The 24,219-nt window shown below is 65.5% G+C and carries 29 protein-coding genes and 1 tRNA gene; 3 read left to right on the forward strand and 27 right to left on the reverse strand.

Features of this window, described 5'->3' with window-relative positions; all coding sequences use genetic code 11:
- Nucleotides 1-519 precede the first annotated feature (519 nt).
- Nucleotides 520-858, forward strand: coding sequence for a DUF1484 family protein (locus ACKI2N_RS17650; RefSeq protein ID WP_420994414.1), 339 nt, complete (start codon nt 520-522; stop codon nt 856-858).
- Nucleotides 859-969: 111 nt separating this feature from the next.
- On the opposite strand, the gene ACKI2N_RS17655 is transcribed toward ACKI2N_RS17650, so the two are convergent.
- From ACKI2N_RS17655 to petA, 6 genes are all read right to left on the reverse strand, one after another.
- Nucleotides 970-1,045: transfer RNA gene (locus ACKI2N_RS17655), tRNA-Thr, on the reverse strand.
- Between the two features lie 73 nt (nt 1,046-1,118).
- Entirely contained in the window at nt 1,119-1,619 is a 501-nt protein-coding gene (locus ACKI2N_RS17660; RefSeq protein ID WP_420994415.1) for a ClpXP protease specificity-enhancing factor, read from the reverse strand.
- 69 nt (nt 1,620-1,688) lie between these two features.
- On the reverse strand, nt 1,689-2,300 hold the full coding sequence (locus ACKI2N_RS17665; RefSeq protein ID WP_035870642.1) for a glutathione S-transferase N-terminal domain-containing protein: 612 nt from the start codon (nt 2,298-2,300) through the stop codon (nt 1,689-1,691).
- A gap of 239 nt (nt 2,301-2,539) precedes the next feature.
- Nucleotides 2,540-3,283, reverse strand: a complete 744-nt coding sequence (locus tag ACKI2N_RS17670) for a cytochrome c1 (protein ID WP_420994416.1) — start codon at nt 3,281-3,283, stop codon at nt 2,540-2,542.
- 37 nt (nt 3,284-3,320) lie between these two features.
- Nucleotides 3,321-4,724 carry a cytochrome b gene (locus ACKI2N_RS17675; RefSeq protein ID WP_420994417.1) on the reverse strand — a complete coding sequence of 468 codons (1,404 nt, stop codon included), beginning with the start codon at nt 4,722-4,724 and terminating at the stop codon, nt 3,321-3,323.
- Nucleotides 4,725-4,726: 2 nt separating this feature from the next.
- Nucleotides 4,727-5,344 (reverse strand): ubiquinol-cytochrome c reductase iron-sulfur subunit, encoded by a 618-nt coding sequence (petA, locus tag ACKI2N_RS17680; protein WP_420994418.1) that lies wholly within the window; start codon nt 5,342-5,344, stop codon nt 4,727-4,729.
- Nucleotides 5,345-5,556: 212 nt separating this feature from the next.
- Between petA and mscL the strand changes: the two genes are divergently transcribed.
- Complete coding sequence (gene mscL / locus ACKI2N_RS17685; RefSeq protein ID WP_420994419.1) at nt 5,557-5,994, forward strand: large conductance mechanosensitive channel protein MscL; 438 nt, start codon at nt 5,557-5,559, stop codon at nt 5,992-5,994.
- Nucleotides 5,995-6,048: 54 nt separating this feature from the next.
- Here the strand turns inward: mscL and ACKI2N_RS17690 are convergent, their stop codons facing one another.
- Nucleotides 6,049-6,795, reverse strand: coding sequence for a Nif3-like dinuclear metal center hexameric protein (locus tag ACKI2N_RS17690; protein WP_420994420.1), 747 nt, complete (start codon nt 6,793-6,795; stop codon nt 6,049-6,051).
- A gap of 19 nt (nt 6,796-6,814) precedes the next feature.
- Here ACKI2N_RS17690 and ACKI2N_RS17695 point away from each other — a divergent pair, with 19 nt between their 5' ends.
- Nucleotides 6,815-8,011: a Do family serine endopeptidase gene (locus ACKI2N_RS17695; RefSeq protein ID WP_420994421.1), complete on the forward strand. Its 1,197-nt coding sequence runs from the start codon at nt 6,815-6,817 to the stop codon at nt 8,009-8,011.
- Between the two features lie 510 nt (nt 8,012-8,521).
- Here the strand turns inward: ACKI2N_RS17695 and ACKI2N_RS17700 are convergent.
- The 20 genes from ACKI2N_RS17700 to ACKI2N_RS17795 form a co-directional block, all read right to left on the reverse strand.
- Nucleotides 8,522-9,643, reverse strand: a complete 1,122-nt coding sequence (locus ACKI2N_RS17700; RefSeq protein WP_420994422.1) for a porin — start codon at nt 9,641-9,643, stop codon at nt 8,522-8,524.
- Between the two features lie 245 nt (nt 9,644-9,888).
- Nucleotides 9,889-10,686, reverse strand: a complete 798-nt coding sequence (tatC, locus tag ACKI2N_RS17705; RefSeq protein ID WP_420994423.1) for a twin-arginine translocase subunit TatC — start codon at nt 10,684-10,686, stop codon at nt 9,889-9,891.
- A 142-nt stretch (nt 10,687-10,828) separates the two neighbouring features.
- The gene (tatB, locus tag ACKI2N_RS17710; RefSeq protein WP_420994424.1) at nt 10,829-11,341 is read right to left on the reverse strand and encodes a Sec-independent protein translocase protein TatB; all 513 of its coding nucleotides are present in this window, start codon (nt 11,339-11,341) and stop codon (nt 10,829-10,831) included.
- 145 nt (nt 11,342-11,486) lie between these two features.
- A complete protein-coding gene (gene tatA / locus ACKI2N_RS17715; protein WP_420994425.1) occupies nt 11,487-11,720 on the reverse strand; it encodes a Sec-independent protein translocase subunit TatA in 234 nt (77 codons plus the stop codon).
- A 184-nt stretch (nt 11,721-11,904) separates the two neighbouring features.
- Nucleotides 11,905-12,261, reverse strand: coding sequence for a histidine triad nucleotide-binding protein (locus ACKI2N_RS17720; RefSeq protein ID WP_020202037.1), 357 nt, complete (start codon nt 12,259-12,261; stop codon nt 11,905-11,907).
- A gap of 109 nt (nt 12,262-12,370) precedes the next feature.
- Complete coding sequence (locus tag ACKI2N_RS17725) at nt 12,371-12,745, reverse strand: DUF4870 family protein (protein ID WP_420994426.1); 375 nt, start codon at nt 12,743-12,745, stop codon at nt 12,371-12,373.
- Nucleotides 12,746-12,811: 66 nt separating this feature from the next.
- Nucleotides 12,812-13,189 carry a phosphoribosyl-ATP diphosphatase gene (locus ACKI2N_RS17730; protein ID WP_420994427.1) on the reverse strand — a complete coding sequence of 126 codons (378 nt, stop codon included), beginning with the start codon at nt 13,187-13,189 and terminating at the stop codon, nt 12,812-12,814.
- A complete protein-coding gene (gene hisI, locus ACKI2N_RS17735) occupies nt 13,186-13,593 on the reverse strand; it encodes a phosphoribosyl-AMP cyclohydrolase (RefSeq protein ID WP_420994428.1) in 408 nt (135 codons plus the stop codon). Before hisI ends, ACKI2N_RS17730 begins: the two co-directional genes overlap by 4 nt.
- Nucleotides 13,594-13,616: 23 nt before the next feature.
- A complete protein-coding gene (gene hisF / locus ACKI2N_RS17740) occupies nt 13,617-14,387 on the reverse strand; it encodes an imidazole glycerol phosphate synthase subunit HisF (RefSeq protein ID WP_420994429.1) in 771 nt (256 codons plus the stop codon).
- Nucleotides 14,388-14,468: 81 nt separating this feature from the next.
- Entirely contained in the window at nt 14,469-15,215 is a 747-nt protein-coding gene (gene hisA / locus ACKI2N_RS17745) for a 1-(5-phosphoribosyl)-5-[(5-phosphoribosylamino)methylideneamino]imidazole-4-carboxamide isomerase (RefSeq protein ID WP_420994430.1), read from the reverse strand.
- A 97-nt stretch (nt 15,216-15,312) separates the two neighbouring features.
- Nucleotides 15,313-15,966, reverse strand: a complete 654-nt coding sequence (gene hisH, locus ACKI2N_RS17750; protein ID WP_420994431.1) for an imidazole glycerol phosphate synthase subunit HisH — start codon at nt 15,964-15,966, stop codon at nt 15,313-15,315.
- The gene (locus ACKI2N_RS17755; protein ID WP_420994432.1) at nt 15,963-16,586 is read right to left on the reverse strand and encodes a YchE family NAAT transporter; all 624 of its coding nucleotides are present in this window, start codon (nt 16,584-16,586) and stop codon (nt 15,963-15,965) included. The genes hisH and ACKI2N_RS17755 overlap by 4 nt, the downstream gene beginning before the upstream one ends.
- Nucleotides 16,587-16,746: 160 nt before the next feature.
- Entirely contained in the window at nt 16,747-17,340 is a 594-nt protein-coding gene (gene hisB / locus ACKI2N_RS17760) for an imidazoleglycerol-phosphate dehydratase HisB (protein WP_420994433.1), read from the reverse strand.
- Between the two features lie 4 nt (nt 17,341-17,344).
- Complete coding sequence (hisC, locus tag ACKI2N_RS17765; RefSeq protein ID WP_420994434.1) at nt 17,345-18,445, reverse strand: histidinol-phosphate transaminase; 1,101 nt, start codon at nt 18,443-18,445, stop codon at nt 17,345-17,347.
- A gap of 85 nt (nt 18,446-18,530) precedes the next feature.
- The gene (gene hisD / locus ACKI2N_RS17770; RefSeq protein ID WP_420994435.1) at nt 18,531-19,868 is read right to left on the reverse strand and encodes a histidinol dehydrogenase; all 1,338 of its coding nucleotides are present in this window, start codon (nt 19,866-19,868) and stop codon (nt 18,531-18,533) included.
- A gap of 119 nt (nt 19,869-19,987) precedes the next feature.
- Nucleotides 19,988-20,650 (reverse strand): ATP phosphoribosyltransferase, encoded by a 663-nt coding sequence (gene hisG / locus ACKI2N_RS17775; protein ID WP_420994436.1) that lies wholly within the window; start codon nt 20,648-20,650, stop codon nt 19,988-19,990.
- Between the two features lie 47 nt (nt 20,651-20,697).
- A complete protein-coding gene (gene murA / locus ACKI2N_RS17780; RefSeq protein WP_420994437.1) occupies nt 20,698-21,948 on the reverse strand; it encodes a UDP-N-acetylglucosamine 1-carboxyvinyltransferase in 1,251 nt (416 codons plus the stop codon).
- Between the two features lie 177 nt (nt 21,949-22,125).
- The gene (locus ACKI2N_RS17785) at nt 22,126-22,380 is read right to left on the reverse strand and encodes a BolA family protein (protein ID WP_420994438.1); all 255 of its coding nucleotides are present in this window, start codon (nt 22,378-22,380) and stop codon (nt 22,126-22,128) included.
- 61 nt (nt 22,381-22,441) lie between these two features.
- On the reverse strand, nt 22,442-23,212 hold the full coding sequence (locus ACKI2N_RS17790; protein WP_043365920.1) for an ABC transporter permease: 771 nt from the start codon (nt 23,210-23,212) through the stop codon (nt 22,442-22,444).
- A 56-nt stretch (nt 23,213-23,268) separates the two neighbouring features.
- Nucleotides 23,269-24,219, reverse strand: a complete 951-nt coding sequence (locus ACKI2N_RS17795) for an ABC transporter ATP-binding protein (protein WP_420994439.1) — start codon at nt 24,217-24,219, stop codon at nt 23,269-23,271.

The following is a 24,219-nucleotide window of genomic DNA, read 5'->3' on the forward strand; positions in this document are numbered from 1 at the left end:
CATCCTAGAACGGCACCATGGGTGCCAGTACGCATCCGCCTTTCTTTCGTTTGTGTTGCTGGCCGGACAGGACTTTACGGCTGGATTTGATAGATATTACACAAGGTGTTAAATATGGTTTCCGTGATCGTCGGTTGGGTTGACATGGAACGGACGGTCACCAAGAATGGGCCATCACCGAAACAACGGTGATCGGGCGTGAGAACCCGAGAGATCCCAAGGGCGAACAGCCGCGCCACGCGGCTTCTGTTCGCGCGCACGCGCACGCCTCTAGTTCAATGGCGGGCCGGGCGGGGCAGCCTTCGGGCTGGCCGGGATCCTTGGGTACCGGTTCTCACCCCCGCTGTCGGGCCCGCCACCCCTCACGTGAGAATGAGCGGCGGGCCTTCAACCTACCCAAGGAGGTTGTTATGGCTTTTGCTATTGCCATTGGTCTTCGACGCGATGCTGGTCAGGTCGCGCATCAACTACATCGCATTGGGGTCGTAGCGCCGGGGCTTTCCCATCTGGAGGTGAAGCATGGATAAGGCCACGACTCACGGGCGTCTCCTGGCAGCACGCAAACATCAGGATCTGGTTGCGGAGCTGGCTCACTTGGCGGCCGATGGAACGAGGATGAACCGCAAGCATGCAAGGCGCTTGGCGGGCGAGCTTCACGGTGTTAGCGAGCGCATTCGTGAAACAACCGTAGACGGGTGTGCAGAGCTGCTTGGGGTAAGCGCTGGCCTTGGCACAATGCTGGCCATGCTTCAACAGCGCGGCGATGCCTCCGTCGAGGACGATGGATTGCACTGCCTGCTTGCCGCGCTCAAGGAGAAGTTGGATCGTGCGGTGAACAGCGTCCAGGAAATGTTCTGAGGCGATTCGTCAATGTGCACTCCATGCCCGACGACTGCATGCGCCCAGAGTAAGCGCGAGCCTCGAAACGAAAACGGCCCCCATTTCCTTCTGGGGGCCGTTCTCAAATTCTGGTGCCGGCTGCAGGACTCGAACCCGCCACCTGATGATTACAAATCAACTGCTCTACCTGATGAGCTAAGCCGGCATGTTTGGTGCAGACCGCGATTCTACTGCATGCGGCGCGAAATGACGATGCCTGGGTGCGGCGCGGGCGGTACTTACTTCACCACCTTCAGGGAAGGCTTCTTGGCGCCGATGCGCGAGACCGGCGAGGGCGGCGTGGGTTCGTCGTCGCCGTTGTCGGTGGTGGCGTCGGCCGTGGCCTGGGGGGTTTCGCTTTCGACGGAGGAGAGCTTGGGCGGCGGGTTGTTTTCGCGTTCGGTGGCGGCCTGGGTTTCGGGCACGCTGCGCTCCACCGGGAAGGCCATGCCCTGGCCGTTTTCGCGGGCGTAGATGGCGAGCACGTTTTCCACGGGCACGTCGATCTTGCGCGAGACGCCGCCGAAGCGGGCGCTGAAGCCGATCCACTCGTTGCCCATGTCCAGGCCGCTGGTGGCGTCGAAGCTGACGTTGAGCACGATTTCGTTGTTCTTGACGAACTCGCGCGGCACGCTGGTGTTGGCGTCGACGAAGACGGCGATGTATGGCGTGAAGCCGTTGTCCGTGCACCATTCGTAGATGGCGCGGATCAGGTAGGGCTTGGTGGAGGTTTCAGGCATTGTGCTTCCAGTGGCGCGGGGCGCGCTCCGGGTGGCCCGAAGCGGGGGGCTTCGGGCCGGAGGGCCGGTTTAGCGGCGCATCACCTTTTCCGACGGGGTGAGCGCTTCGATGTAGGCCGGGCGGCTGAAAATGCGTTCGGCGTACTTGAGCAGCGGCGCGGCGTTCTTGGAGAGTTCGATGCCGTAGTGGTCCAGGCGCCAGAGCAGCGGGGCGATGGCGACGTCGAGCATGGAGAACTCTTCGCCGAGCATGTACTTGTTCTTGACGAAGATCGGCGCGAGCTGGGTCAGGCGGTCGCGGATGGCGGCGCGGGCGCGTTCGTGGTTCTTCTCGGCGGCCTTGCCCTTTTCGTTTTCGAGGGCGTAGACGTGCGTGAAGAGTTCTTTTTCGAAGTTGAACAGGAACAGGCGGGCGCGGGCGCGCTGCACCGGGTCGGCCGGCATCAGTTGCGGGTGCGGAAAGCGCTCGTCGATGTACTCGTTGATGATGTTCGATTCGTACAGGATCAGGTCGCGCTCGACCAGGATGGGCACCTGGCCGTAGGGGTTCATCACCGAGATGTCTTCCGGCTTGTTGAACAGGTCGACGTCACGGATCTCGAAATCCATGCCCTTTTCGAACAAGACAAGGCGGCAACGTTGGGAGAACGGGCAGGTGGTGCCCGAATACAACACCATCATGGTTGGATTCCTTTGATGCGGGGTCGATTGACTGGATCGGTATTCTGGCAGAAGCGGTATGCAGAAAGCAAATTAGATGCGCTTAAAGCACATTTATGCTGGATTTTGGCGGTCCGGGGCGATGCGCGGGGCACCTGGCCGCCATCGGTAGCCAGCGCTTATCAAGCAAGAAAGGCCGGAGCGACGCCGCTTTTCACAACGTCAGCTCCGGCCTTCCGCCCGGCGGGGGCTTGCCGCGCTTACTTGATGTCCTTCCAGAAGGAGGCGTTCAGGCGCCAGGCGAGGACGGTGAACACGCCGAGGAACAGCAGCACCCACACGCCGAGGCGCTTGCGCTGGTTCTGGGCTGGCTCGGCCATCCAGTCCAGGTAGCCGACGAGGTCGCTCACGGCCTGGTCGTACTCGAGCGTGCTCATCTTGCCGGGGGTGAGCTGCTCGAAGCCGGCGAACTTGTGCACCTTCTCGCCGTGCTCTTCGGCCTCGACGAACTTGGCGGCGCGCTGGCCCTGCAGTTCCCACAGCACGTGCGGCATGCCGACGTTGGGGAAGACGAGGTTGTTCCAGCCGGTGGCGCGGTCGTCGTCGCGGTAGAAGGTGCGCAGGTAGGTGTAGAGCCAGTCGTCGCCGCGCGCGCGGGCGATCACCGACAGATCAGGCGGGGTGACGCCGAAGAAGGCCTTGGCGTCCTTGGGCTGCATGGCGATGGTCATCATGTCGCCGACCTTGTCGCCGGTAAACAGCAGGTTCTGGCGGATCTGGTCGTCGGTGAGGCCAATGTCCTTGAGGCGGTTGTAGCGCATCATGGACGCGCCGTGGCAGTTCAGGCAGTAGTTCACGAACAGCTTGGCGCCGCGCTGCAGCGAGGAAAGATCGCTGGTCTGCACGGGGGCCGGCTCGAGGGGGTAGCCCCCTTCGCTGGCCATGGCGGGCGCGGCGGCAAAGCAGGCGCCGGCCAGCGCGAGAATCGAAAGCAGCTTTTTCATCGTGTGTCCTTGTGCTTTTGTCGGGGTTCGTCCGGGCTCAGTGCGGGTGGAACGTCACGCGTTCCGGCACGGGCTTGAACTGGCCGACGCGGCTCCACAGCGGCATGGTCAGGAAGAAGGCGAAGTACAGCAGGGTGCCAAGCTGCGACACCTTTTCGCCCACCGGCGACGGGGGCTGCACGCCCAGGTAGCCGAGCACGACGAACACGACCACGAAGACGATGAGGATGGTCTTGTGGAAGGCCGGGCGGTAGCGGATCGACTTCACCGGCGAATGGTCCAGCCACGGCAGGAAGAACAGGATCACCACCGAGCCGCCCATCACCAGCACGCCCCAGAACTTGGCGTCGATGAAGTAGAAGCCCACCGCCAGGATCAGGGCGATGGCGAGCGCGCCGATCTTGATGCGGACGTCCTTGCTGCGCAGGACCACCAGCCCGAGCAGCACCGCGAAGAACACCCACAGGATCGGCAGGAAGTTCGAGGTGGTGGCGCGCAGCATCGAGTAGAACGGCGTGAAGTACCACACCGGCGCGATGTGCGGCGGGGTCTTGAGCGGATCGGCCGGGATGAAGTTGTTGGACTCGAGGAAGTAGCCGCCCATTTCCGGGAAGAAGAAGATCACCGCGGAGAAGATCATCAGGAAGCCGCCCACGCCCAGCAGGTCGTGCACCGAGTAGTACGGGTGGAACGGGATGCCGTCCAGCGGGATGCCGTTCTCGTCCTTCTTGGCCTTGATCTCGACGCCGTCCGGGTTGTTGGAGCCCACTTCGTGCAGCGCGATGATGTGCGCGACGACCAGGCCCAGCAGCACCAGCGGCACGGCGATGACGTGGAACGAGAAGAAACGGTTCAGGGTGGCGTCGCTGACGACATAGTCACCGCGAATGAACAGCGACAGGTCCTGGCCGATCACGGGAATCGCCGAGAACAGGTTCACGATCACCTGGGCGCCCCAGTATGACATCTGGCCCCACGGCAGCAGGTAGCCCATGAAGGCTTCGGCCATCAGGCACAGGAAGATCAGGCAGCCGAAGATCCAGACCAGCTCGCGCGGCTTGCGGTACGAGCCGTACAGCAGGCCGCGGAACATGTGCAGGTACACCACCACGAAGAAGGCCGAGGCGCCGGTGGAGTGCATGTAGCGCACCAGCCAGCCCCAGGGGACTTCGCGCATGATGTATTCCACGCTGGCGTAGGCCACGGGAATGCCGGCGGGGTTGAGCGTGCCGTCGGGCTTGTAGTTCATCACCAGGAAGATGCCGGTGACGATCTGGATGACCAGCACCAGCAGCGCCAGCGAACCGAAGAAGTACCAGAAGTTGAAGTTCTTCGGCGCGTAGTACTTGGAGAGGTGGTCTTCCCAGAGCTGGGTCGCAGGGAAGCGTGCGTCGATCCAGCCGAGCAGGCCGGTCGTTTTGACTTGTTTTTCGGCCGCCATGGTCAAGCGTCTCCTTTTTCATCCTTGCCGATCACGATCTTGGTGTCGGACAGGAACTGGTAGGGGGGTACGTCGAGGTTTTGCGGGGCCGGCTTGTTCTTGAACACGCGGCCCGCCAGGTCGAAGGTCGAACCGTGGCAGGGGCAGAGGAATCCCGGGTCGGAACCGAGCTGAGGGTTGGAGCCGGCGGCGAAGGGGCCGGAGGGCGAGCAGCCGAGGTGGGAGCAGATGCCGACCACGACCAGCAGGTCCTTGTGGTCGGCGCGCGAGCGCGTTTCGTTCTTGCAGTACTCGGGCGTCTTCATGGTGAAAGGCACGTCCGAGTTGGGGTCGGCGACTTCGGAATCGGTTTTCTTGAGCGAGGCGAGCATGTCCTCGGTGCGCTTCAGGATCCAGACGGGCTTGCCACGCCACTCGACCGTCATCATCTCGCCCGGCTTCAAGGCGCTGATGTCAGCCTCGACTGGTGCTCCGGCTGCCTTGGCTTTCTCCGACGGCGCGAACGTGCTGACGAACGGCACTGCGACCGCCACGCCTCCGATGCCGCCAGCGACTGACGTCGCAATCAACCAATTGCGGCGACCCTTATCCACGTTCTTCACGTTTTGCTGGTCACTCATTCCAAACCCCAGGGGATGTCAAATTAGATTTTGCGTCAACCTAAAATTGTACCTTAGGCACATGCGGCATTGAAAGGCGCAGATTTGCTCACGTTCGCGCGATAATCGGCCAGAAAACAGCGATATGGCCTGCAGGCTTGCGTTACAGGCAGTGATGCGGCAGGCTTTTGTCCTAACGACCGTTCAACGTAAGCAACAGTGGGAGAAAAAGCATGGGGATGATGTCCGAGTTCAAGACCTTCGCAATGCGCGGCAATGTAGTCGACCTCGCGGTGGGTGTGATTATCGGCGCGGCGTTCGGCAAGATTGTCGATTCGGTGGTCAACGACCTGATCATGCCGGTGGTCGGGCGCATCATCGGCAAGCTCGATTTCTCCAATATGTTCGTGGTGTTGTCGGACCCGCCCGAGGGCGTGCCGCGCACGCTCGATGCCTTGAAGAAGGCCGGCGTGCCGGTGTTTGCCTATGGCAATTTCCTGACCATCCTGGTCAACTTCCTGATCCTGGCCTTCATCATTTTCATGATGGTGCGCGCCATCAACAAGCTGCGCGCCGAGGAGCCGAAGGCGGAGGAAGCACCGGCGCCGACGCCGGAAGACGTGGTCCTGCTGCGCGAGATCCGCGACAGCCTGAAGGCGCGCCAGGCCTGAGCGGCGGCCGCCCGCTGCGACAATAAGCCGCGCCTGTGGCGGCTTGCAGGGCGATCAGACCGGATTCGGGATGTCGATGAAGGTGTGGCGCAAACCGAACTGTTGCGCGAGATGCTCGCCGAGCGAGCGGATGCCGTAGCGCTCGGTGGCGTGGTGGCCGGCCGCGAGGTAGGCCACGCCGCTCTCGCGCGCGAGGTGGGTGGTCTGCTCGGAAATCTCGCCGCTCAGGTAGCAGTCCACGCCGGCCGCCACGGCGCCGTCGAAGTAACCCTGGGCGCCGCCCGTGCACCAGCCCACCGTGCGGATGAGCTGCTCCGGGTCGCCGATGGCGAGCGGCTCGCGCGCGAGCACGCCGCCCACGTGCGCGGCCAGCGCGGCCAGCGGCATGGATTGCGGCAGGGTGCCGGTCCAGCCGAGCTGGTCGTCGCCAAACCGGCCGGTGGGTGTAAATCCTAATTGCAGTCCGAGCTGGGCGTTATTGCCGAATTCCGGGTGATTATCGAGTGGCAGGTGATAAGCCAGCAGGTTCACATCCGCGCCAAGCAGGCGTTTCAGGCGGGCGTGTTTTTGGCCAATTACCCGCGCATCTTCGTTTTTCCAGAAATATCCGTGGTGAACCAAAATGGCATCGGCGCCGGCTTCGATGGCGGCTTCGACCAATGCAAGGCTTGCCGTCACCCCGGTGACGATAATTTCGACCTCCGCGCGACCTTGCACTTGCCATCCGTTCGGGCAATAGTCTTTGTATCGAGGGACCTGGAGCAGGTCGTTCAAGTACAATTCAAGATCTTTTGTTTTCATTTTCTGCCCAAACTCCAATATGTTGCGCCGTTTCTGGCTGTTCTTTGCCCAGGCTGTCACCGTTGTGCTGGCAGTGTGGTTCGTCGTGGCCACGCTCAAACCGGAATGGCTGCAGCGCGGCCGGGTGGCCGTGCAGTCCGGATCGCCCATCGTCGCGCTGAAGGAAGTCGTGCCCAACATAGCGGGCTCTTCGGCACAGGGCTCGTACAGCGACGCGGCCCAGCAGGCCATGCCGGCGGTGGTGAACATCTTCACCAGCAAGAACGGCAGCAAGCGCACGCCCAACAACCCGCAGGCGGAAGACCCGTGGTTCCGCTTCTTCTTCGGCGACCGCCTGCCGGAACGCCAGGAACCCGTGTCCAGCCTGGGCTCGGGCGTGATCGTCAGCGCGGAAGGTTACATTCTAACCAACCACCACGTGGTGGACGGGGCCGATGAGATCGAGGTCGCGCTGACCGACGGGCGCAAGGCGAACGCCAAGGTGGTGGGCTCGGACCCGGAAACCGACCTGGCCGTCCTCAAGATCACGCTGAAGGACCTCCCCGCGATCACCTTGGGCCGCATCGAGAACGTCAAGGTGGGCGATGTGGTGCTGGCGATCGGCAACCCGTTCGGCGTGGGCCAGACCGTGACCATGGGCATCGTGTCGGCGCTGGGCCGCAGCCACCTGGGCATCAACACCTTCGAAAACTTCATCCAGACCGACGCGGCCATCAACCCGGGCAATTCGGGCGGCGCGCTGGTCGATGCGCAGGGCAACCTGCTGGGCATCAACACGGCCATCTATTCGCGCTCGGGCGGCTCGCTGGGCATCGGTTTTGCCATTCCGGTGTCGACGGCCAAGCAGGTGATGGAGTCCATCATCTCCACCGGCAGCGTGACGCGCGGCTGGATCGGCGTGGAGCCGCAGGACATGACGCCGGAAATTGCCGAATCGTTCGGCCTGGAGGCCAAGGAAGGTGCGCTGATCGCCGCCGTGGTCCAGGGCGGCCCCGCCGACAAGGCCGGCGTGAAGCCGGGCGACGTGCTGGTTTCGGTCGACGGGCAGGCCATTTCCGACACCACGGCCCTGCTCAACGCCATTGCGCAGCTCAAGCCGGGCGCGGAAGCCAAGATGAAGGTGGTGCGCCGGGGCAAGCCGGCGGAGCTGACGGTGATGATCGGCAAGCGCCCGCCACCGCCGCGCCGCGCGCTGCCGCTGGACGAAGAGGAATAAATCAGCGCGGGCGTGGCGCCAAGTGCGGGCGCCCGCCGAATTGAGAGCTTTGCCCGACCCCGCCCTTGTGGCGGGGTTTTTTGTTTGGGCCATGCGCACGCCATTCGGTGCCGCATATCCCAGCCGCGGCACATGGCGGACTCGCCGCAATGCCCCGCGCGTACCCGGTGCTGCGCTCGCACGGTCAGGCAGCCAGCAGAAGGCAGTGCACAGGCACGCCTGTGCCGATGCCAGCATGCGGCGATCTGCCGCTCCCCCTGCCCATTTGCTGGCGCTTTCGCGAGCCGGGCAGGCAAGACGGACGAAGCGGCGAACCGGTCGCCGCCGTGCAGTCGCCGGTTGCCGGGTTCTGATTGCCCCCGCCATATCCCACGCCAGACCGGCGAGCAAGCCTGGCCAGGCAAGCCCCCGCGAATTACGGATCGCCAAAACGACAGAACGCCGGCATCCTTGCGGATGCCGGCGTTCTGCGCTCAAGCCAATCTAAAGCGAGCTTACGCCCGCGTTAAATTAGAACTTGTGGCGGATACCAACGGTAGCGCCGAACTGGTTCTGACCCGGGGTCACAACGGCGCCATCGGTCGGCGATGCGCTGTTGAAGCCGTTCACGCCCAGAGCCGAACCGCTCTTGTTCTTGACGTACGACAGCGAGGTGTACAGGTCGGTGCGCTTCGACAGAGCGTAGTCAGCCGTAGCAACGAAGTTCCACGGATCTGCGCTGGTGCTCTTGAAGTCTTGGTAGTACGCAGCGCCCGTCAGCGAGAACGCCGGGGTCAGCTGGTAACCAACGCCGAGCCAGTACAGGTTCGAGACGCTGTTGGTCAGAGTCGTAGCGGTGTTGGCAACGATTGCGCCCGGCAGAGCTGCGCCGTTGAACGAGTGAGCGTAACGGTAACCGGCGTAGACCTTTGCCGGTCCGATGGCGTACGTACCGGCAACGGTAGCACGACGGATCATCTGGCTGTTGGTCGTCGGAGCGGTGGTACCGTTGGTGCCGTTCGACTCGTCGTACGCAGCGCCAACCGAGAACGGACCGGCAGCGTAGCTAGCCGAGAACGCGTACTCGCGGCCAGCCGTGAACACGCCCGGGACTTCCTGGCCGTCACGTTGGAACGAGTACAGAGCTTGCACGGTCAGGCCCGAGAACGTGCCGATGTACTTGACGCTGTTGTCGGCACGCGAAGCGCCGATGTAGTTGTCTTGTGCGCCGATGCTGTAACGGGTCGAAATGGCCATCGGATCATAGATCAGGCCGAAGTCATAGAACGGAGTCTGATGACGACCCAAGGTCAGCTGGCCGTACTGGCTTTGCAGACCGACGAAAGCTTGACGGCCGAACAGGCGGCTGCCTTGGCCCGACGTGCCGCTATCGATGCTGAAGCCGCTTTCCAGGACGAAGATGCCCTTCAGACCGCCGCCCAGGTCTTCGATGCCGCGCAGGCCCCAACGCGAACCGGACTGGTTACCCGAAGTCAGGCGGAAGGAGTTGTTGTTGCCGGTGTTACCCACGGTGGCGTGGTTGGTGTATTCAATACCAGCGTCGGCCACGCCGTACAGGGTCACGCTCGATTGGGCATACGCACCACCAGCGGCCAGGGCAGCGACAGCGGCTGCAAACAGTTTCATCTTCATATCGACACTTTCCTTGTCAACTGATTGGGAAATCTTGGCTTGCCCAAGTGCTTGGGCGACGCATTTACCTCACGTCTGCTGCGTATTATGGGTCAGCCCCCCCAGCCGCCAGAAGGCTTTTTCGTCGTAAACCGTGGATAGCGGGGGATTTTGTTGTGATGTAGCAACAGCACGGAAAGGCATATTCGCCACTCCGGTGCAAAAGTATCGTGTCGCAGCTCTGCCGCCGAACCGCGGCGGCACACTCAGTCCGGCTGGGCTTCGCTGCCTGCGGGGTCCGCCACGACTGGCTTTGCGGTGAAGCGGGCCATGATCAGTCCCAGTTCGTAGAGCGCCACCAGCGGCACCGCCAGCAAGAGCTGCGACAGTACGTCCGGCGGCGTCACCACCGCGGCGATCACGAAGGCGCCGACGATCACGTAGGGCCGGATCTGCTTGAGCTTGTCCAGCTCGACCACGCCGAAACGCACCAGCACGATCACCACCACGGGCACCTCGAAGGTGATGCCGAACGCCAGGAACATGGTCATGGCGAAGCTCAGGTATTTGTCGATGTCCGTCGACATCTCGGCGCCGAGCGGCGCGTTGTAGTGCGCCATGAAATGGAACACCGTGGGGAACACCAGGAAGTAGGCGAAGGCCACGCCGCAGATGAACAGCACGTAGCTGCTGCTGACCAGCGGCACAATCAGCCGTTTCTCATGCTGGTACAGGCCGGGCGCGACGAACTGCCAGATCTGGTACAGCACCCAGGGCAGCGCGATCAGGAAGGCCACCAGCAGCGTGACCTTCATCGGCACGAAGAACGAGCCGGTCACGTCGGTGACGATCATCTTGCCGCCCTTGGGCAGGTTCTCCATCAGCGGCCGGGCGAACAGGTTGAAGATATTCGGCGCCCAGTAGATCAGGCTGACGAACACCAGGATCACGCCCGAGGCAGCCTTGACGATACGCGAGCGCAGCTCCACCAGGTGAGAGATGAAGGTTTCCTGCTGGCCTTCGTCCTGCGGGTCTTGGGGATCTTGGGAACGGGAGTCGCTCATGGCGTGGACCACTCAGCCGGGCGGGCTGGCATGGAAAAATCGGTGGCGGAATCGGAAACGGCACGGCGGCACGGCGCGCGGGTCGGAACGCACGACAGCGACAGCCGGCCGGGTACCGGCGTGATGACGAACCCCGTCATGCTCAATCGAAGAAAGAGCGTGCGGGGCCGGTGGCGGGACGATGGCGCTTGACGCGCGCGGCGCCGGATTGCGCCCACACGCGGACATTGTGCTGGCGCTTGTACCACAGTGGCTGCGCGCCCTGCTTGACGCGCCAGCTCTTGCGGCCGTTGTGGAGCTTGTGCGCCGTGCCCCAGGAGGGCACGTGGCCGCTGTCCGCGGCCGCCCCCGCCGGCGCGGCGCCGGCATCGGTGCCGGACAGCGCCTCGTTGAGGGACTGGGCGTGCTCGTGCACCTCCTTGTGGATGGTGCGCTCCACGTCGCGCGCGGCGTCCTCGAACTCCGTGCGCATCTTGCGCAGTTCGTCGAGCTCGACCTCGCGGCTGACCTCCGCCTTGACGTCATTGATATAGCGCTGCGCGCGGCCAACCAGCGCGCCGACCGTGCGCGCCACCTTCGGCAGCCGCTCGGGACCGATCACCACCAGCGCCACGGCGCCGATCAGTGCAAGCTTGGAAATGCCGAGATCGATCATGCGAGCTTAGGGAGGAAGGATCCGCCGCCCGGCCCTGCGGCATGCGGGCCTTCACGCAGGCGAACCTGCCGCGACAGGGCCGGCAGGCATGGCATGGCTGGCGGGAGAAGGAACATCGGGAAAGCCGGCAAGGGTCGTGTCGCGCTTACTGCTGGCGCGACTTTTCCTTGGCTTCGACGTCGATGGTGGTGCTGTCGCGCAGCTCCTTGGCCGGCGCGGCCGCCGTGGCGTCTTCGCCGTTGGGGTCCTTCATGCCGTCCTTGAAACCCTTCACGGCGCCGCCCAGGTCCTGGCCGATATTGCGCAGCTTCTTGGTGCCAAAGACCAGCATGACGATCACCAGCACGATGAGCCAGTGCCAAATGCTAAACGAACCCATTTTCTGCTCCTGATGAGGCCAGGGGCGGCACCTTGCCACCCCGGCCCGTTGTTCCGTCACTGAAGGCCATGCCGGGCGACGGTTGCCGGCACGGCGTCTGACCGTGGTCCATCCGGCCCGCGGTCCTGCATGGGTTGGCTGCAAGCCTGGCGCGCAGCCGGCTTTCGACAGCCGGGCACCGCGCTCAGGGCAGCGCCACCTTCCACTGGTTGCGCGGGCCGCCGAGCACATGCAGATGGAGGTGATAGACCTCCTGTCCGCCATCCGGGCCGGTATTGATCACCGTCCGGAAACCGTTCCCGCATCCTGCCGCACGCGCCAGCTCAGGCACCTTCAACATCATTTTAGCAAGCACAGCGCCATCGCCGGGTCCGCAATCGGCCAGCGAATCGACATGCGCCTTGGGAATGAGCAGGAAGTGTACCGGGGCTTTCGGGTGGATATCATGGAAAGCCAGCATATCGTCGTCTTCGTAGACCTTGTTCGACGCAAGCTCGCCCGCCACGATCCGGCAGAAGATGCAATTTTGCTGTGGATTCATGAAAATTTCATTGCGCGCTGCAAATTGAGCCGGATTTTCGTCACGTGGCCCATGCCGGGCCCGTTCCGGAACCTGCTCCGCTGCCTTGACCACTCCCGGCAGCCGGGACTCAGAAAGCCTGGTCCGGGTACATCGGCTTGCCATCGTTCAGGTAGAGCCAGCCTTTGACGATACGATACAGCATCCACAGGGACAAGATGCTCCACAGGGCAAAGGCCAGCGGAATCAGGATCACGGTGGCAAACAGCACGCCGCCGAGGACCGCCCACCCCACCGACCACCAGAAGGAGCGGATCTGCCAGGCGAAATGGGAGGCGTAGAGCGTGCCGCGCGTGTCGTCGCGCTTCACGTAGCCGACGATGATGGCAATCAGCGCGGTCACGCCACCGGTCAGCCAGAAAATGGCGTATAGCGCATACAGGATATGCGTGAGCTTGCGCAGGCTGGCGAGCCGGTCGCCGTCCGCCGTGATCACCTCTGCCATCTCGTCATGCTCCTCTTGGCTGTGGCCTGCCGCGGGCGCCGCATCGCCGGCGCCCGCGGCAAACCTTCAGGCGCCCGGCGCGCGGCGCGCCTTTTCCTCGAGGCCGGACAGGCCCTCGCGGCGGGCCAGCTCGTTGACCACGTCGGCCGGCTCCAGGCCGAAGCGGGCCAGCAGCACCATGCTGTGGAACCAGAGATCGGCCACTTCGTAGACCACCTTGCCGACGGCTTCCTGGCCCAGCCCGGCGGCGCGCGCATCCTTGGCGGCCATCACGGTCTCGGTGGCTTCCTCGCCGATCTTCTTCAGGATGGCGTCGTCGCCCTTGTGGAACAGGCGCGCCACGTAGGACTTGTCGGGATCGCCGCCGTTCTCGGGCTTGCGCGATTCCAGCACCGCGGCCAGGCGGGCCAGCACGTCGGTGCTGCTTGTCTGGTTGTCGCTCATGGCTTGGGCGCGTAGATGGTGGACGGGTCCTTGAGCACCGGCTCGACGGTCTGCCAGTCGCCGTTCTCGGCATCGCCCTCGAACTTCTGGAAGAAGCACGAGTGCCGGCCGGTATGGCAGGCGATGCCGTCGTTCTGCGTGACCTTGAGCAGCACCACGTCCTCGTCGCAGTCCAGGCGCATCTCATGCACCTTCTGCACGTGGCCGGATTCCTCGCCCTTGTGCCACAGGCGCTTGCGCGAGCGCGACCAGAACACGGCCTCGCCGATCTCCGCGGTGCGCTGGAGCGCCTCGCGGTTCATGAACGCAAACATGAGTACGTCGTTCGAGCCGACTTCCTGGACGATCACCGGCACCAGGCCGTTGTCGTCCCACTTCACCTTGTTGAGCCACTTCTTTGCCATGTCGGTTCGCCGTGTTCCAGAGTTCAGATCCGCACCGGGATGCCCTCGCGGGCCATGAATGCCTTCGCCTCGCCCACGGTGTGCTCGCCGTAGTGGAAGATGCTGGCGGCCAGCACCGCGTCGGCGCGGCCCAGCTTGATGCCGTCGGCCAGGTCCTGCAGCCCGCCCACGCCGCCCGAGGCGATCACCGGCACCGATACCGCGTCGCTGACCGCGCGCGTGAGTTCGAGGTCGAAGCCGCTCTTGGTGCCGTCGCGGTCCATGCTGGTGAGCAGCAGCTCGCCGGCGCCGCGCGCGGCCATCTCGCGCGCCCATTCGACCGCGTCGAGCCCGGTGGCCTTGCGCCCGCCGTGGGTGAAGACTTCCCAGCGCGCCGGCTCGCCGGGGGCGGAGCTGCGCTTGGCGTCGATCGCCACCACGATGCACTGCGAGCCGTAGCGCGCGGTGGCATCCGACACCAGCTGCGGGTTGGCGATGGCCGAGGAATTGACGCTGATCTTGTCCGCGCCGGCATTGAGCAGGCGCCGCACGTCTTCCACGGCGCGCACGCCGCCGCCCACCGTCAGCGGGATGAACACCTGCGAGGCCACCGCCTCGATGATGTGCAGGATCAGGTCGCGGCCGTCGCTGGTCGCGGTGATGTCCAGAAAAGTGATTTCATCGGCGCCCTGCTCGTCGTAGCGGCGGGCGATCTCGACCGGGTCGCCCGCGTCGCGCAATTCGACGAAGTTGACACCCTTGACCACCCGCCCGTTGGTCACGTCGAGGCAGGGGATGATACGTTTGGCTAGCATGAGGTTCCTTGCCCGCCGCCGGCGCTTGGCCCTCGCGGGCGCCGGCGGCTGCAACTGTGTCGCGCGGGGACGCGCGTGGTCTTACTGCTCGGCGCCGAGCTTGTCGGCAAGCGTCTGGGCCTCGGCGAAGTTCAGGTCGCCGGAGTAGATCGCGCGGCCACAGATGACGCCTTCGACGCCATCCTTCTGTACTTTGCACAGGCGTTCGATATCGGCCAGGTCCGACAGCCCGCCGCTGGCGATCACGGGGATGGTGGCGGACTGGGCCAGCTTGACGGTGGCGTCGATGTTGATGCCTTGCAGCATGCCGTCGCGGCCGATGTCGGTATAGATGATGGCTTCCACGCCGTAGTCTTCGTACTTGCGCGCGAGGTCGGCGACCTCGTGCCCGGTCAGCTTGCTCCAGCCGTCCGTGGCGACCTTGCCTTCGCGGGCATCGAGGCCGACGATGATATGGCCGCCGAACGCCGTGCAGGCGTCCTTGAGGAAGCCGGGGTTCTTGACCGCGGCCGTGCCGATGATGACGTAGGACAGTCCGCCGTCGAGCCAGCGCTCGATGGTGTTCAGGTCGCGGATGCCGCCGCCGAGCTGGATCGGAATCTCGTCGCCGACCTCGGCGATGATGGCCTTGATGGCGGCTTCATTGCGGGGCTTGCCCACGAACGCCCCATTGAGGTCGACCAGGTGCAGGCGCCGTGCGCCCTGTTCCACCCAGTGACGTGCCATGGCGGCGGGATCTTCGGAAAAGACGGTGGCCTGGTCCATGTCGCCTTGCTTGAGGCGTACACATTGACCGTCCTTCAGGTCGATGGCCGGAATGAGCAACATAAGCGTGAAGAGCGTGTTTGATTGAGAAAGAGAAGAAAGATGAGCCTAGGCCAGCATGGCCGTTCGGCCCGGTCCCGGTAAAGCCACTACGTCAGGATCAGGGATGCCAGTGCACGAAGTTCCGGTAAATCTGCAAGCCCATGGCGGCGCTCTTCTCCGGGTGGAACTGCGTGGCAAAAATATTATCGCGCGCCACCGCGCTCGTAAATACGACGCCATAGTCGGTCTCGCCGGCAATATGCGCCGGATCCTGCGCATGCACGAAGTAGCTGTGCACGAAATAGAACCAGCTGTCGTCGGGAATGCCTGCCCACAGCGGATGGGCCCGGACCTGCCTCACGCGGTTCCAGCCCATCTGCGGCACCTTGTAGCGCGAGCCGTCCGGCTGGGTCAGCCCGTCGAGCTCGAAGCGGATGACCTCGCCGGGCAGCAGGCCCAGGCACGGGGTGCTACCGCCCGCAGTCCTACTTTCCTTGCTCAGGTCGAACAGCATCTGTTCGCCAACGCACACGCCGAGCAGCGGCTTGCTGGCGGCGGCCTCGATCACGGCCTCCTGCAAACCCGAGGCGCCGAGCGCCGCCATGCAGTCCGGCATGGCGCCCTGGCCCGGCAGCACCACACGCTCGGCCGCGCGGATCGCCTCGGGGCGGTCCACCACCTGCACATCCGCCTCCGGCGCCGCGGCACGCAGTGCCTGCGCCACGGAGCGCAGGTTGCCCATGCCGTAATCCACAATTGCTATGGTAGTCATGATTTCAAAACAGGCAACAATGTCTTCAGCCCGTCCACAATGAATTCTACGGCCAGCGCCGACAGGATCAGCCCCATCAGCCGCGTGCCGATATTGATGCCGGTGCGCCCGATCACGCGGGCGATCGGGTCAGCGGCGCGGAACGTCATATATACCACTGCGCCGAGCACCACCCCGATCCCGACCAGGATCAGCAGCTGGTACCAGTGCTGCGTCTTGCCGGCGTAGACGATCACCGTGCTGATCGAGCCGGGCCCGGTCAGCAGCGGCAGCGCCAGCGGCACCACCGCGATGCTGGCCTTGGCCTCGGCCTCGTCTTCTTCTTCCGGCGTGGCCTTGGTGCGGCCGGTCTGGGCGTTCAGCATGTTCATCGCCATCATGATCATGATGAGGCCCCCGCCCACCTGCAGCGAGGCCACCGAGATATTGAAGAACTCGATGATCTGCTGGCCGAGCAAGGCCGAAATGCCGACCACGATCGCCACCGAGACCGACGCGATCCGGATGGTACGCAGCTTTTCCGCTTCCGTCTGCTGGGTGGTCAGGCTGATGAAGAACGGGATCGCCCCGATCGGGTTGATCAGCGCCAGCAGCGAGATGAACGACTTGAGCGTATCCATCGGGTCGGGCCTGGACGGTTGGTCTGGCGCGGGCCGCGCACGCGCCGTGACACGGCTTGGTGCGGGTCCCGCGTCACGGTCTGCTTCGGTACCGCGTTGATCGGAGGTTGTCGCAGGCGCGTGGCCGGCGGCGCGCGGCTTGTCCGCGCGCCGGCCGGCGTCAGCCTACCAGGGTGCCCTTGGTCGAGGGGATCGTGTTGCCCGCGCGCGGGTCCATCTCCACCGCCATGCGCAGCGCGCGGCCGAAGGCCTTGAACACGGTCTCGCACTGGTGGTGGGCATTGATGCCGCGCAGGTTGTCGACATGCAGCGTGACCGCGGCATGGTTGACGAAGCCGCGGAAGAACTCGATGGTGAGGTCCACGTCGAAGCTGCCGACGCGCGCGCGCGTGAACGGCACGTGGAATTCCAGCCCGGGACGGCCGGAGAAGTCGATCACCACGCGCGACAGGCATTCGTCGAGCGGCACGTAGCTGTGGCCGTAGCGGGTGATGCCCTTCTTGTCGCCGATGGCCTTGGCCACCGCCTGGCCGAGCGCGATGCCGATGTCTTCCACCGTGTGGTGGTCGTCGATATGCGTGTCGCCGCTGGCTTCGACCTCGAGGTCGAACATGCCATGGCGGGCGATCTGGTCCAGCATGTGGTCGAGGAACGGCACGCCCGACGCCAGCTTCTGGCGGCCGGTGCCGTCGAGATTCAGGGAAACGCGGATCTGCGTCTCCGATGTATTGCGGGTGACCTCTGCAACACGCATGGTGTTAATCCTGCAACGCCGCGGCAAAGGCGGCGAGAAATTGCGCGTTCTCTTCGGGGGTGCTGACCGTAACGCGCAGACAATTGGCCAGCAACGGGTGCATTTTACTCACGTTCTTGATCAAAACCTTGCGCGCGAGCACGCCGTCGAACACGCGCGCGGCATCGGGCACGCGCACCAGCAGGAAATTGGCGTCGCTGGGGAACACCGTCACCCCGGGCATGGCCGCCAGCGCCGCAGCCACGGCGGCGCGCTCGGCGCGCAGCAGCGCGGCCTGCTGGTCGAGCACGTCCACGTGTTCCAGCACGAACAGCGCGGTGGCCTCGGTCAGCACGTTGACGTTGTACGGCGGGCGCACCTTGTCGAACTGCGACAGCCACTCGGGCGCGCCGGCCAGGTAGCCCAGGCGGATGCCGGCCAGCCCCAGCTTGGACACCGTGCGCATCACCAGCAGGTTGCCGAACTCGGCCAGGCGCGGCATCCAGGTGTCCTGCGCGAACGGCTGGTAGGCCTCGTCCACCACCACCAGGCTGTGGCTGACCTCGCCCTGCGCCGCGCGCACGATGGCTTCCATGTCGGCGGCATCGAACGCGTTGCCGGTGGGATTGTTCGGGTAGGCCAGGTAGACCACGGCGGGCTGGTGCTCGGCCATGGCCGCCAGCATGGCGGCGCGGTCCAGCGTGAAATCCGCCTTGAGCGGCACGCCGACGAACTCCACGCCGGCGAACTGCGCCGAGATGGCGTACATGACGAAGCCCGGCACCGGCGCCAGCACCTTGGCGCCGGGCCTGGCCACGGCCAGCGCCAGGATGCTGATGAGCTCGTCGGAGCCGTTGCCCAGCAGCACGTCCATGCCCGCGGGCACCTGCATCGCCGCCTTCAGGCGCGCGCGCAGCGCTTCGCTGCTGGGCACCGGGTAACGGTTGAGCGCCACCTCGGCCAGGCGCGCGGCGAGCTGGCCGCGCAGCGCGTCGGGCAGGCGGTAGGGGTTCTCCATCGCGTCCAGCTTCACCAGACCGTGCGAGTCCGCCACATGGTAGGCGCCCATGGCGCGTACGTCGTCACGGATGATGCGTTCGATCAGGGAAGGCTGTACTGCTGACATTGGATTTACCTCTTGCATGGTCTGGGTGGTGGTGAAACCGTTGGCTGCCGCCGGCGGGCCGGCGGCAGCCTGATTGCCGCGGCGCTCAGTTACGCCGCAGGCGGTACTCCGCGCTGCGCGCGTGGGCCTGCAGGCCTTCGCCGTAGGCCAGCTCGGCGGCGATCTGGCCGAGCATCTGCGCGCCCTGCTCGCTCACCTCGATCAGGCTCGAGCGCTTCTGGAAGTCGTACACGCCCAGCGGCGACGAGAAGCGCGCCGTGCGCGAGGTGGGCAGCACGTGGTTGGGGCCGGCGCAGTAGTCGCCCAGCGATTCGCTGGTGTAGCGGCCCAGGAAGATGGCGCCGGCGTGGCGGATGCGCTCGGCCCAGTGGCGCGGGTTCTCGGCGGAAATCTCCAGGTGCTCGGGCGCGATCGCGTTGGCGATCTCGCAGGCCTCCTCCATGTCGCGCACGCGCACCAGCGCGCCGCGGCCGGACAGCGAGGCGCGGATGACCTCGCGGCGCGGCATGCCCTTGATCTGGCGATGTATGCTCTGCTCCACTTCGGCCAGGTAATTGGAGTCCGGGCACAGCAGGATGGACTGCGCCAGCTCGTCGTGCTCGGCCTGCGAGAACAGGTCCATCGCCACCCAGTCGGGGTCGGTGGTGCCGTCGCAGATGACCAGGATCTCGGACGGGCCGGCGATCATGTCGATGCCCACCGTGCCGAACACGCGGCGCTTGGCCGCCGCCACGTAGGCGTTGCCGGGGCCGACGATCTTGTCCACCTGCGGCAGCGTGGCGGTGCCGTAGGCCAGCGCCCCCACCGCCTGCGCGCCGCCGATGGTAAACACCCGGTCCACGCCGGCGATCTGCGCCGCGGCCAGCACCAGCTCGTTGCGCACGCCGCCCGGCGTGGGCACGACCATGATGACTTCCTTGACGCCGGCCACGCGCGCGGGAATCGCGTTCATCAGCACCGACGAGGGATAGGCCGCCTTGCCGCCCGGCACATAGATGCCGACGCGGTCCAGCGGGGTCACCTTCTGGCCCAGCACGGTGCCGTCGGACTCGGTGTACTCCCAGCTATGGCTGCCGCATTCGATCTTCTGCTTCTCGTGGTAGGCGCGCACGCGCGCCGCGGCCGCCTCCAGCGCCGCGCGGCGCTTGGGTTCGAGCTCCTCCAGCGCGGCTTCGAGCTCGGCCTGCGACAGTTCCAGCGCGGCCATCGAGCCGGCCTTCACGCGGTCGAAGCGCTCGGTGTATTCCAGCACCGCGGCGTCGCCGCGGGTTTTCACGTCGGCCAGGATCTGCGCCGCGGCGCGGTCGATGGCCTCATCCTCGCCGGCCTCGAAGGCCAGTACCTGGCGCAGCGCGGCGGCGAAATCCGGCTCGGTCGAATCCAGCCGGCGGATTACGAGATTTTCCATAGCGTTTTCGTTCATGACTCCATTCTCCGGGTCCATGCCCTTGTCCCTCTCCATCACAGCCTCTCCATCACGGCCTCTCCATCACTGCCTTCCCCTCGCAGCCGCCGCGCCGCACCCGTGCGGCACGCACGGCCTCAGGCCAGCGCGGCCGAAGCCCGTTCGAACGCCGCGAGAATCGGCGCCAGCCGTTCGCGCTTGAGCTTGAGGGCAGCCTGGTTGACCACCAGCCGCGACGAGATCTGCACGATCTCTTCCACTTCGACCAGGTTGTTGGCGCGCAAGGTCCCGCCGGTGCTGACCAGGTCGACGATGGCGTCGGCCAGCCCCACCAGCGGCCCGAGTTCCATCGAGCCATACAGCTTGATCAGGTCCACGTGCACGCCCTTCTTGGCGAAGTGCTCGCGCGCGGTCTGCACATACTTGGTGGCCACCGCCAGCCGCGCGCCCTGGCGCACGGCGCTGGCGTAGTCGAAGCCGGCCGAGGTCGCCACCGACATGCGGCACTTGGCAATGTTGAGGTCGATCGGCGCGTAGAGCCCGGCCATGCCGTGCTCCATCAGCACGTCCTTGCCCGCCACGCCGAAATCCGCCGCGCCGTACTGCACGTAGGTCGGCACGTCCGAGGCGCGCACGATGATGACGCGCACGTCCGGGTCCGAGGTGGGCAGGATCAGCTTGCGGGAGGTCTCGGGATCCTCGGTCACGTGGATGCCGGCGGCCTCGAGCAGCGGCATGGTTTCGGTGAAGATCCGGCCCTTGGAAAGGGCCAGCGTCAGCTGGTTCGGGGAGGGGCTCATCTGCGTCCTTGTTCTGTCTTGTCGTGCGCCTGGGGGCGTGCGTGCGCTCAGGCGATGCGGCGGATCTTCGCGCCCACCGCCGACAGCTTGTCTTCCATGCGGTCGTAGCCGCGGTCGAGGTGATAGATGCGGTCGATCACGGTCTCGCCCTCGGCCACCAGGCCGGCGATCACCAGGCTGGCCGAGGCGCGCAGGTCGGTGGCCATCACCCTGGCGCCGGACAGCCGGGGCACGCCGGTCACGACCGCGGTATTGCCTTCGACCGCGATGTCCGCGCCGAGCCGGCCGAGTTCCTGCACGTGCATGAAGCGGTTCTCGAAAATGGTCTCGGTGATGCGCGCCACGCCGCCTGCGATGCTGTTGAGCGCCATGAACTGCGCCTGCATGTCGGTGGGGAAAGCGGGGTATTCCGAGGTGCGGAAGCTGACCGCGTGCGGCCGGCCGGCCATGTGCAGGCGGATCCAGTCCGCGCCGGTCTCGATGGCGGCGCCGGTCTCGCGCAGCTTGTCGAGCACCGCGTCCAGCAGGCCCGGCGCGATGCCGCGCAGCACCACGTCGCCCAGCGTGGCCGCGGCCGCGCACAGGAAGGTGCCGGCCTCGATGCGGTCGCCGATCACGGTGTGGCTGGCGCCGTGCAGGCGCTCCACGCCCTGCACCACCAGGCGGTCGGTGCCGATGCCGTCGATGCGGGCGCCCATCTTGACCAGCAGGTGGGCCAGGTCGGTCACTTCCGGCTCGCGCGCGGCGTTCTCCAGCACGGTCTCGCCTTCGGCCAGCGTGGCGGCCATCAGCAGGTTCTCGGTGCCGGTCACGGTGATCATGTCGGTCACCACGCGCGCGCCCTTGAGGCGCCTGGCGCGGGCATGGATGAAGCCGTGCTCGATGGTGATCTCGGCGCCCATGGCCTGCAGGCCCTTGATGTGCTGGTCGACCGGGCGCGCGCCGATGGCGCAGCCGCCGGGCAGCGACACGCGCGCCTCGCCGAAGCGCGCCACCAGCGGGCCCAGCACCAGGATCGAGGCGCGCATGGTCTTGACCAGCTCGTACGGCGCCTCGGGCAGGTTGACGTCGGTGCCGTCGAGCGTGACGCGCGCGCCGTCCTGCGTGGCCTTCATGCCCATCTGGCGCAGCAGCTTGAGCGTGGTGCTGACGTCCTGCAGGTCGGGCACGTTGCCGAGCGATACGGTATCGGCCGCCAGCAAGCCCGCGCACAGGATCGGCAGCGCGGCATTCTTGGCGCCCGAGACGCGGATCTCGCCGCGCAGCGGGCCATTGCCCTGGATCTCGAGTTTGTCCATCTTCAGTCTTTTCCGGCCGGTGCGCATGGCGCGCGCCCGGCATCGTTCGTCACATTCCGCGCGCGGCGCCTCGGGGCGCCTGCGCGCGGTATCTGGTACCCGCGGGCCGCGCGGCGGCCCTGTTTGTTACGTCCGGCCTGTCGGGCGGCCAGCTTGATGTTCCGAGCGGTGCGTTTCCTACTTGGCCTGCGCGCCCTGCGCCTGCCATTCGGCGGGCGTCAGGGTCTTCATAGACAGCGCGTGGATCTCGGCGCGCATGCGGTCGCCCAGCGCGGCGTAGACCTGCTGGTGCCGCTGGATCAGGCGCTTGCCGTCGAACTGGGCGCTGACGATGGTGGCGAAGAAGTGCTGGCCGTCGCCCTCCACTTCGAGGTGTTCGCAGGACAGCCCCTGGGCGATGTAGTCCCTGACTTGTTGCGGTGTAGGCAGCATGATGAGTATTGGCGTTGGTTCGCGTGCGCAGCCGTGGCGGCGGGTTGGCTGAGGGCGGAGTTCAGTGGCGCAGCTTGTAGCCGCTCTTGAGCATGCGCAGCGCGACGGCCGCGAGCACGACGAAGGCCGTGCCCACCACCGCCAGGCTGTACGCCGGCGCCACGTCGGAGACGCCGAAGAAGCCGTAGCGGAAACCGTCGATCATGTAGAAGAACGGGTTGGCGTGCGACACCGCCTGCCAGAACGGGGGCAGCGAGTGGATCGAGTAGAACACGCCGGACAGGAAGGTGGCCGGCATGATCAGGAAATTCTGGAACGCGGCGAGCTGGTCGAACTTCTCCGCCCAGATGCCGGCGATCAGCCCCAGCGTGCCGAGGATGGCCGCGCCCAGCAGCGCGAACGCCAGGATCCAGCCGATGTAGGCGAAATGCAGGTGGGCGAACCAGGCGGTCACCAGCAGCACGCCCAGGCCCACGGCCAGCCCGCGCACCACCGAAGCCACCACGTAGGCGCCGAACATCTCCCAGTGGGACAGCGGCGGCAGCATGATGAACACCAGGTTGCCGGTGATCTTGGACTGGATCAGCGACGACGAGCTGTTGGCGAAGGCGTTCTGCAGCACGCTCATCATCACCAGGCCGGGCACCAGGAAGGCGGTGTAGCTGATCTGGTCGTACACCTTCACGCGGTCTTCCAGCACGTGGCCGAAGATCAGCAGGTACAGGATCGCCGTGAGCACCGGCGCGGCCACGGTCTGGAAGCTGACCTTCCAGAAACGCAGCACTTCCTTGTAGAGCAGCGTGCGGAAGCCCACCAGGCCGCCCACCGCCATCGGCGCCAGGTGCGCGTTGAGGGCGTCGGGCGCGCTGTCGAATTCGGTCGGCATCTTCATGCTGCGGCCTCCACCGCCGTATCCGGCAGCGCGCCGGGCATATGGCCTTCGCGGCGCATGATCTGCACGAACACGTCCTCCAGGTCTGCCTTGTTGATTTCCATGTCTTCGATCTCGCAGCCGGCTTCGCGGCAGGCGGCCAGGATGGGCTCGACCGCCGGAAAGCCGGACAGGCGCAGGCGCACCGCGCGCTCGCCCGGGTTGGCGGGCATGCGCAGCGGCTCCAGCGCGGGCGGCAAGGTACCACGGGAAAATGTCAGCGCAAGCTGCAGGCCGGCAAACTGGTTCAGCAGGCTGCTGGTGCGGTCCAGCGCCACCACCTCGCCGAACTTGAGCATGGCGATGCGGTCGCACAGCGCCTCGGCCTCTTCCAGGTAGTGCGTGGTGAGGATGATGGTGTGGCCTTCGCGGTTCAGGCGCGAGATGAACTTCCACAGCGTCTGGCGCAGTTCCACGTCCACGCCGGCGGTCGGCTCGTCGAGCACGATCACCGGGGGGCGGTGCACCAGCGCCTGCGCCACCAGCACGCGGCGCTTCATGCCGCCGGAGAGCTGGCGCATGTTGCTGTCGGCCTTGCTGGTGAGATCCAGGTTGGCCATGATCTCGTCGATCCAGTCGTCGTTGCGGGTCAGGCCGAAATAGCCCGACTGCAGGCGCAGCGTCTCGCGCACGGTGAAGAAGGGATCGAAGACCAGTTCCTGCGGCACCACGCCCAGCATGCGGCGTGCCAGCCGGTAATCGGACACGACATCGTGGCCAAGCACGCTGACGCTGCCCGAATCGGCGCGGTTCAGGCCCGCGAGAATGGAGATCAGCGTGGTCTTGCCGGCGCCGTTGGGGCCGAGCAGGCCGAAGAATTCGCCGCGCTCGACGGTGAAGCTGACGCCCTTGAGCGCTTGCAGGTTGCGGTAGCGCTTGCGAACGTCGGTGAGTTCGATGGCTTTCAT

Origin of the sequence: Cupriavidus sp. 30B13 (assembly GCF_049059565.2) — a bacterium.
In the GTDB taxonomy this organism is placed as follows: Bacteria; Pseudomonadota; Gammaproteobacteria; order Burkholderiales; family Burkholderiaceae; genus Cupriavidus.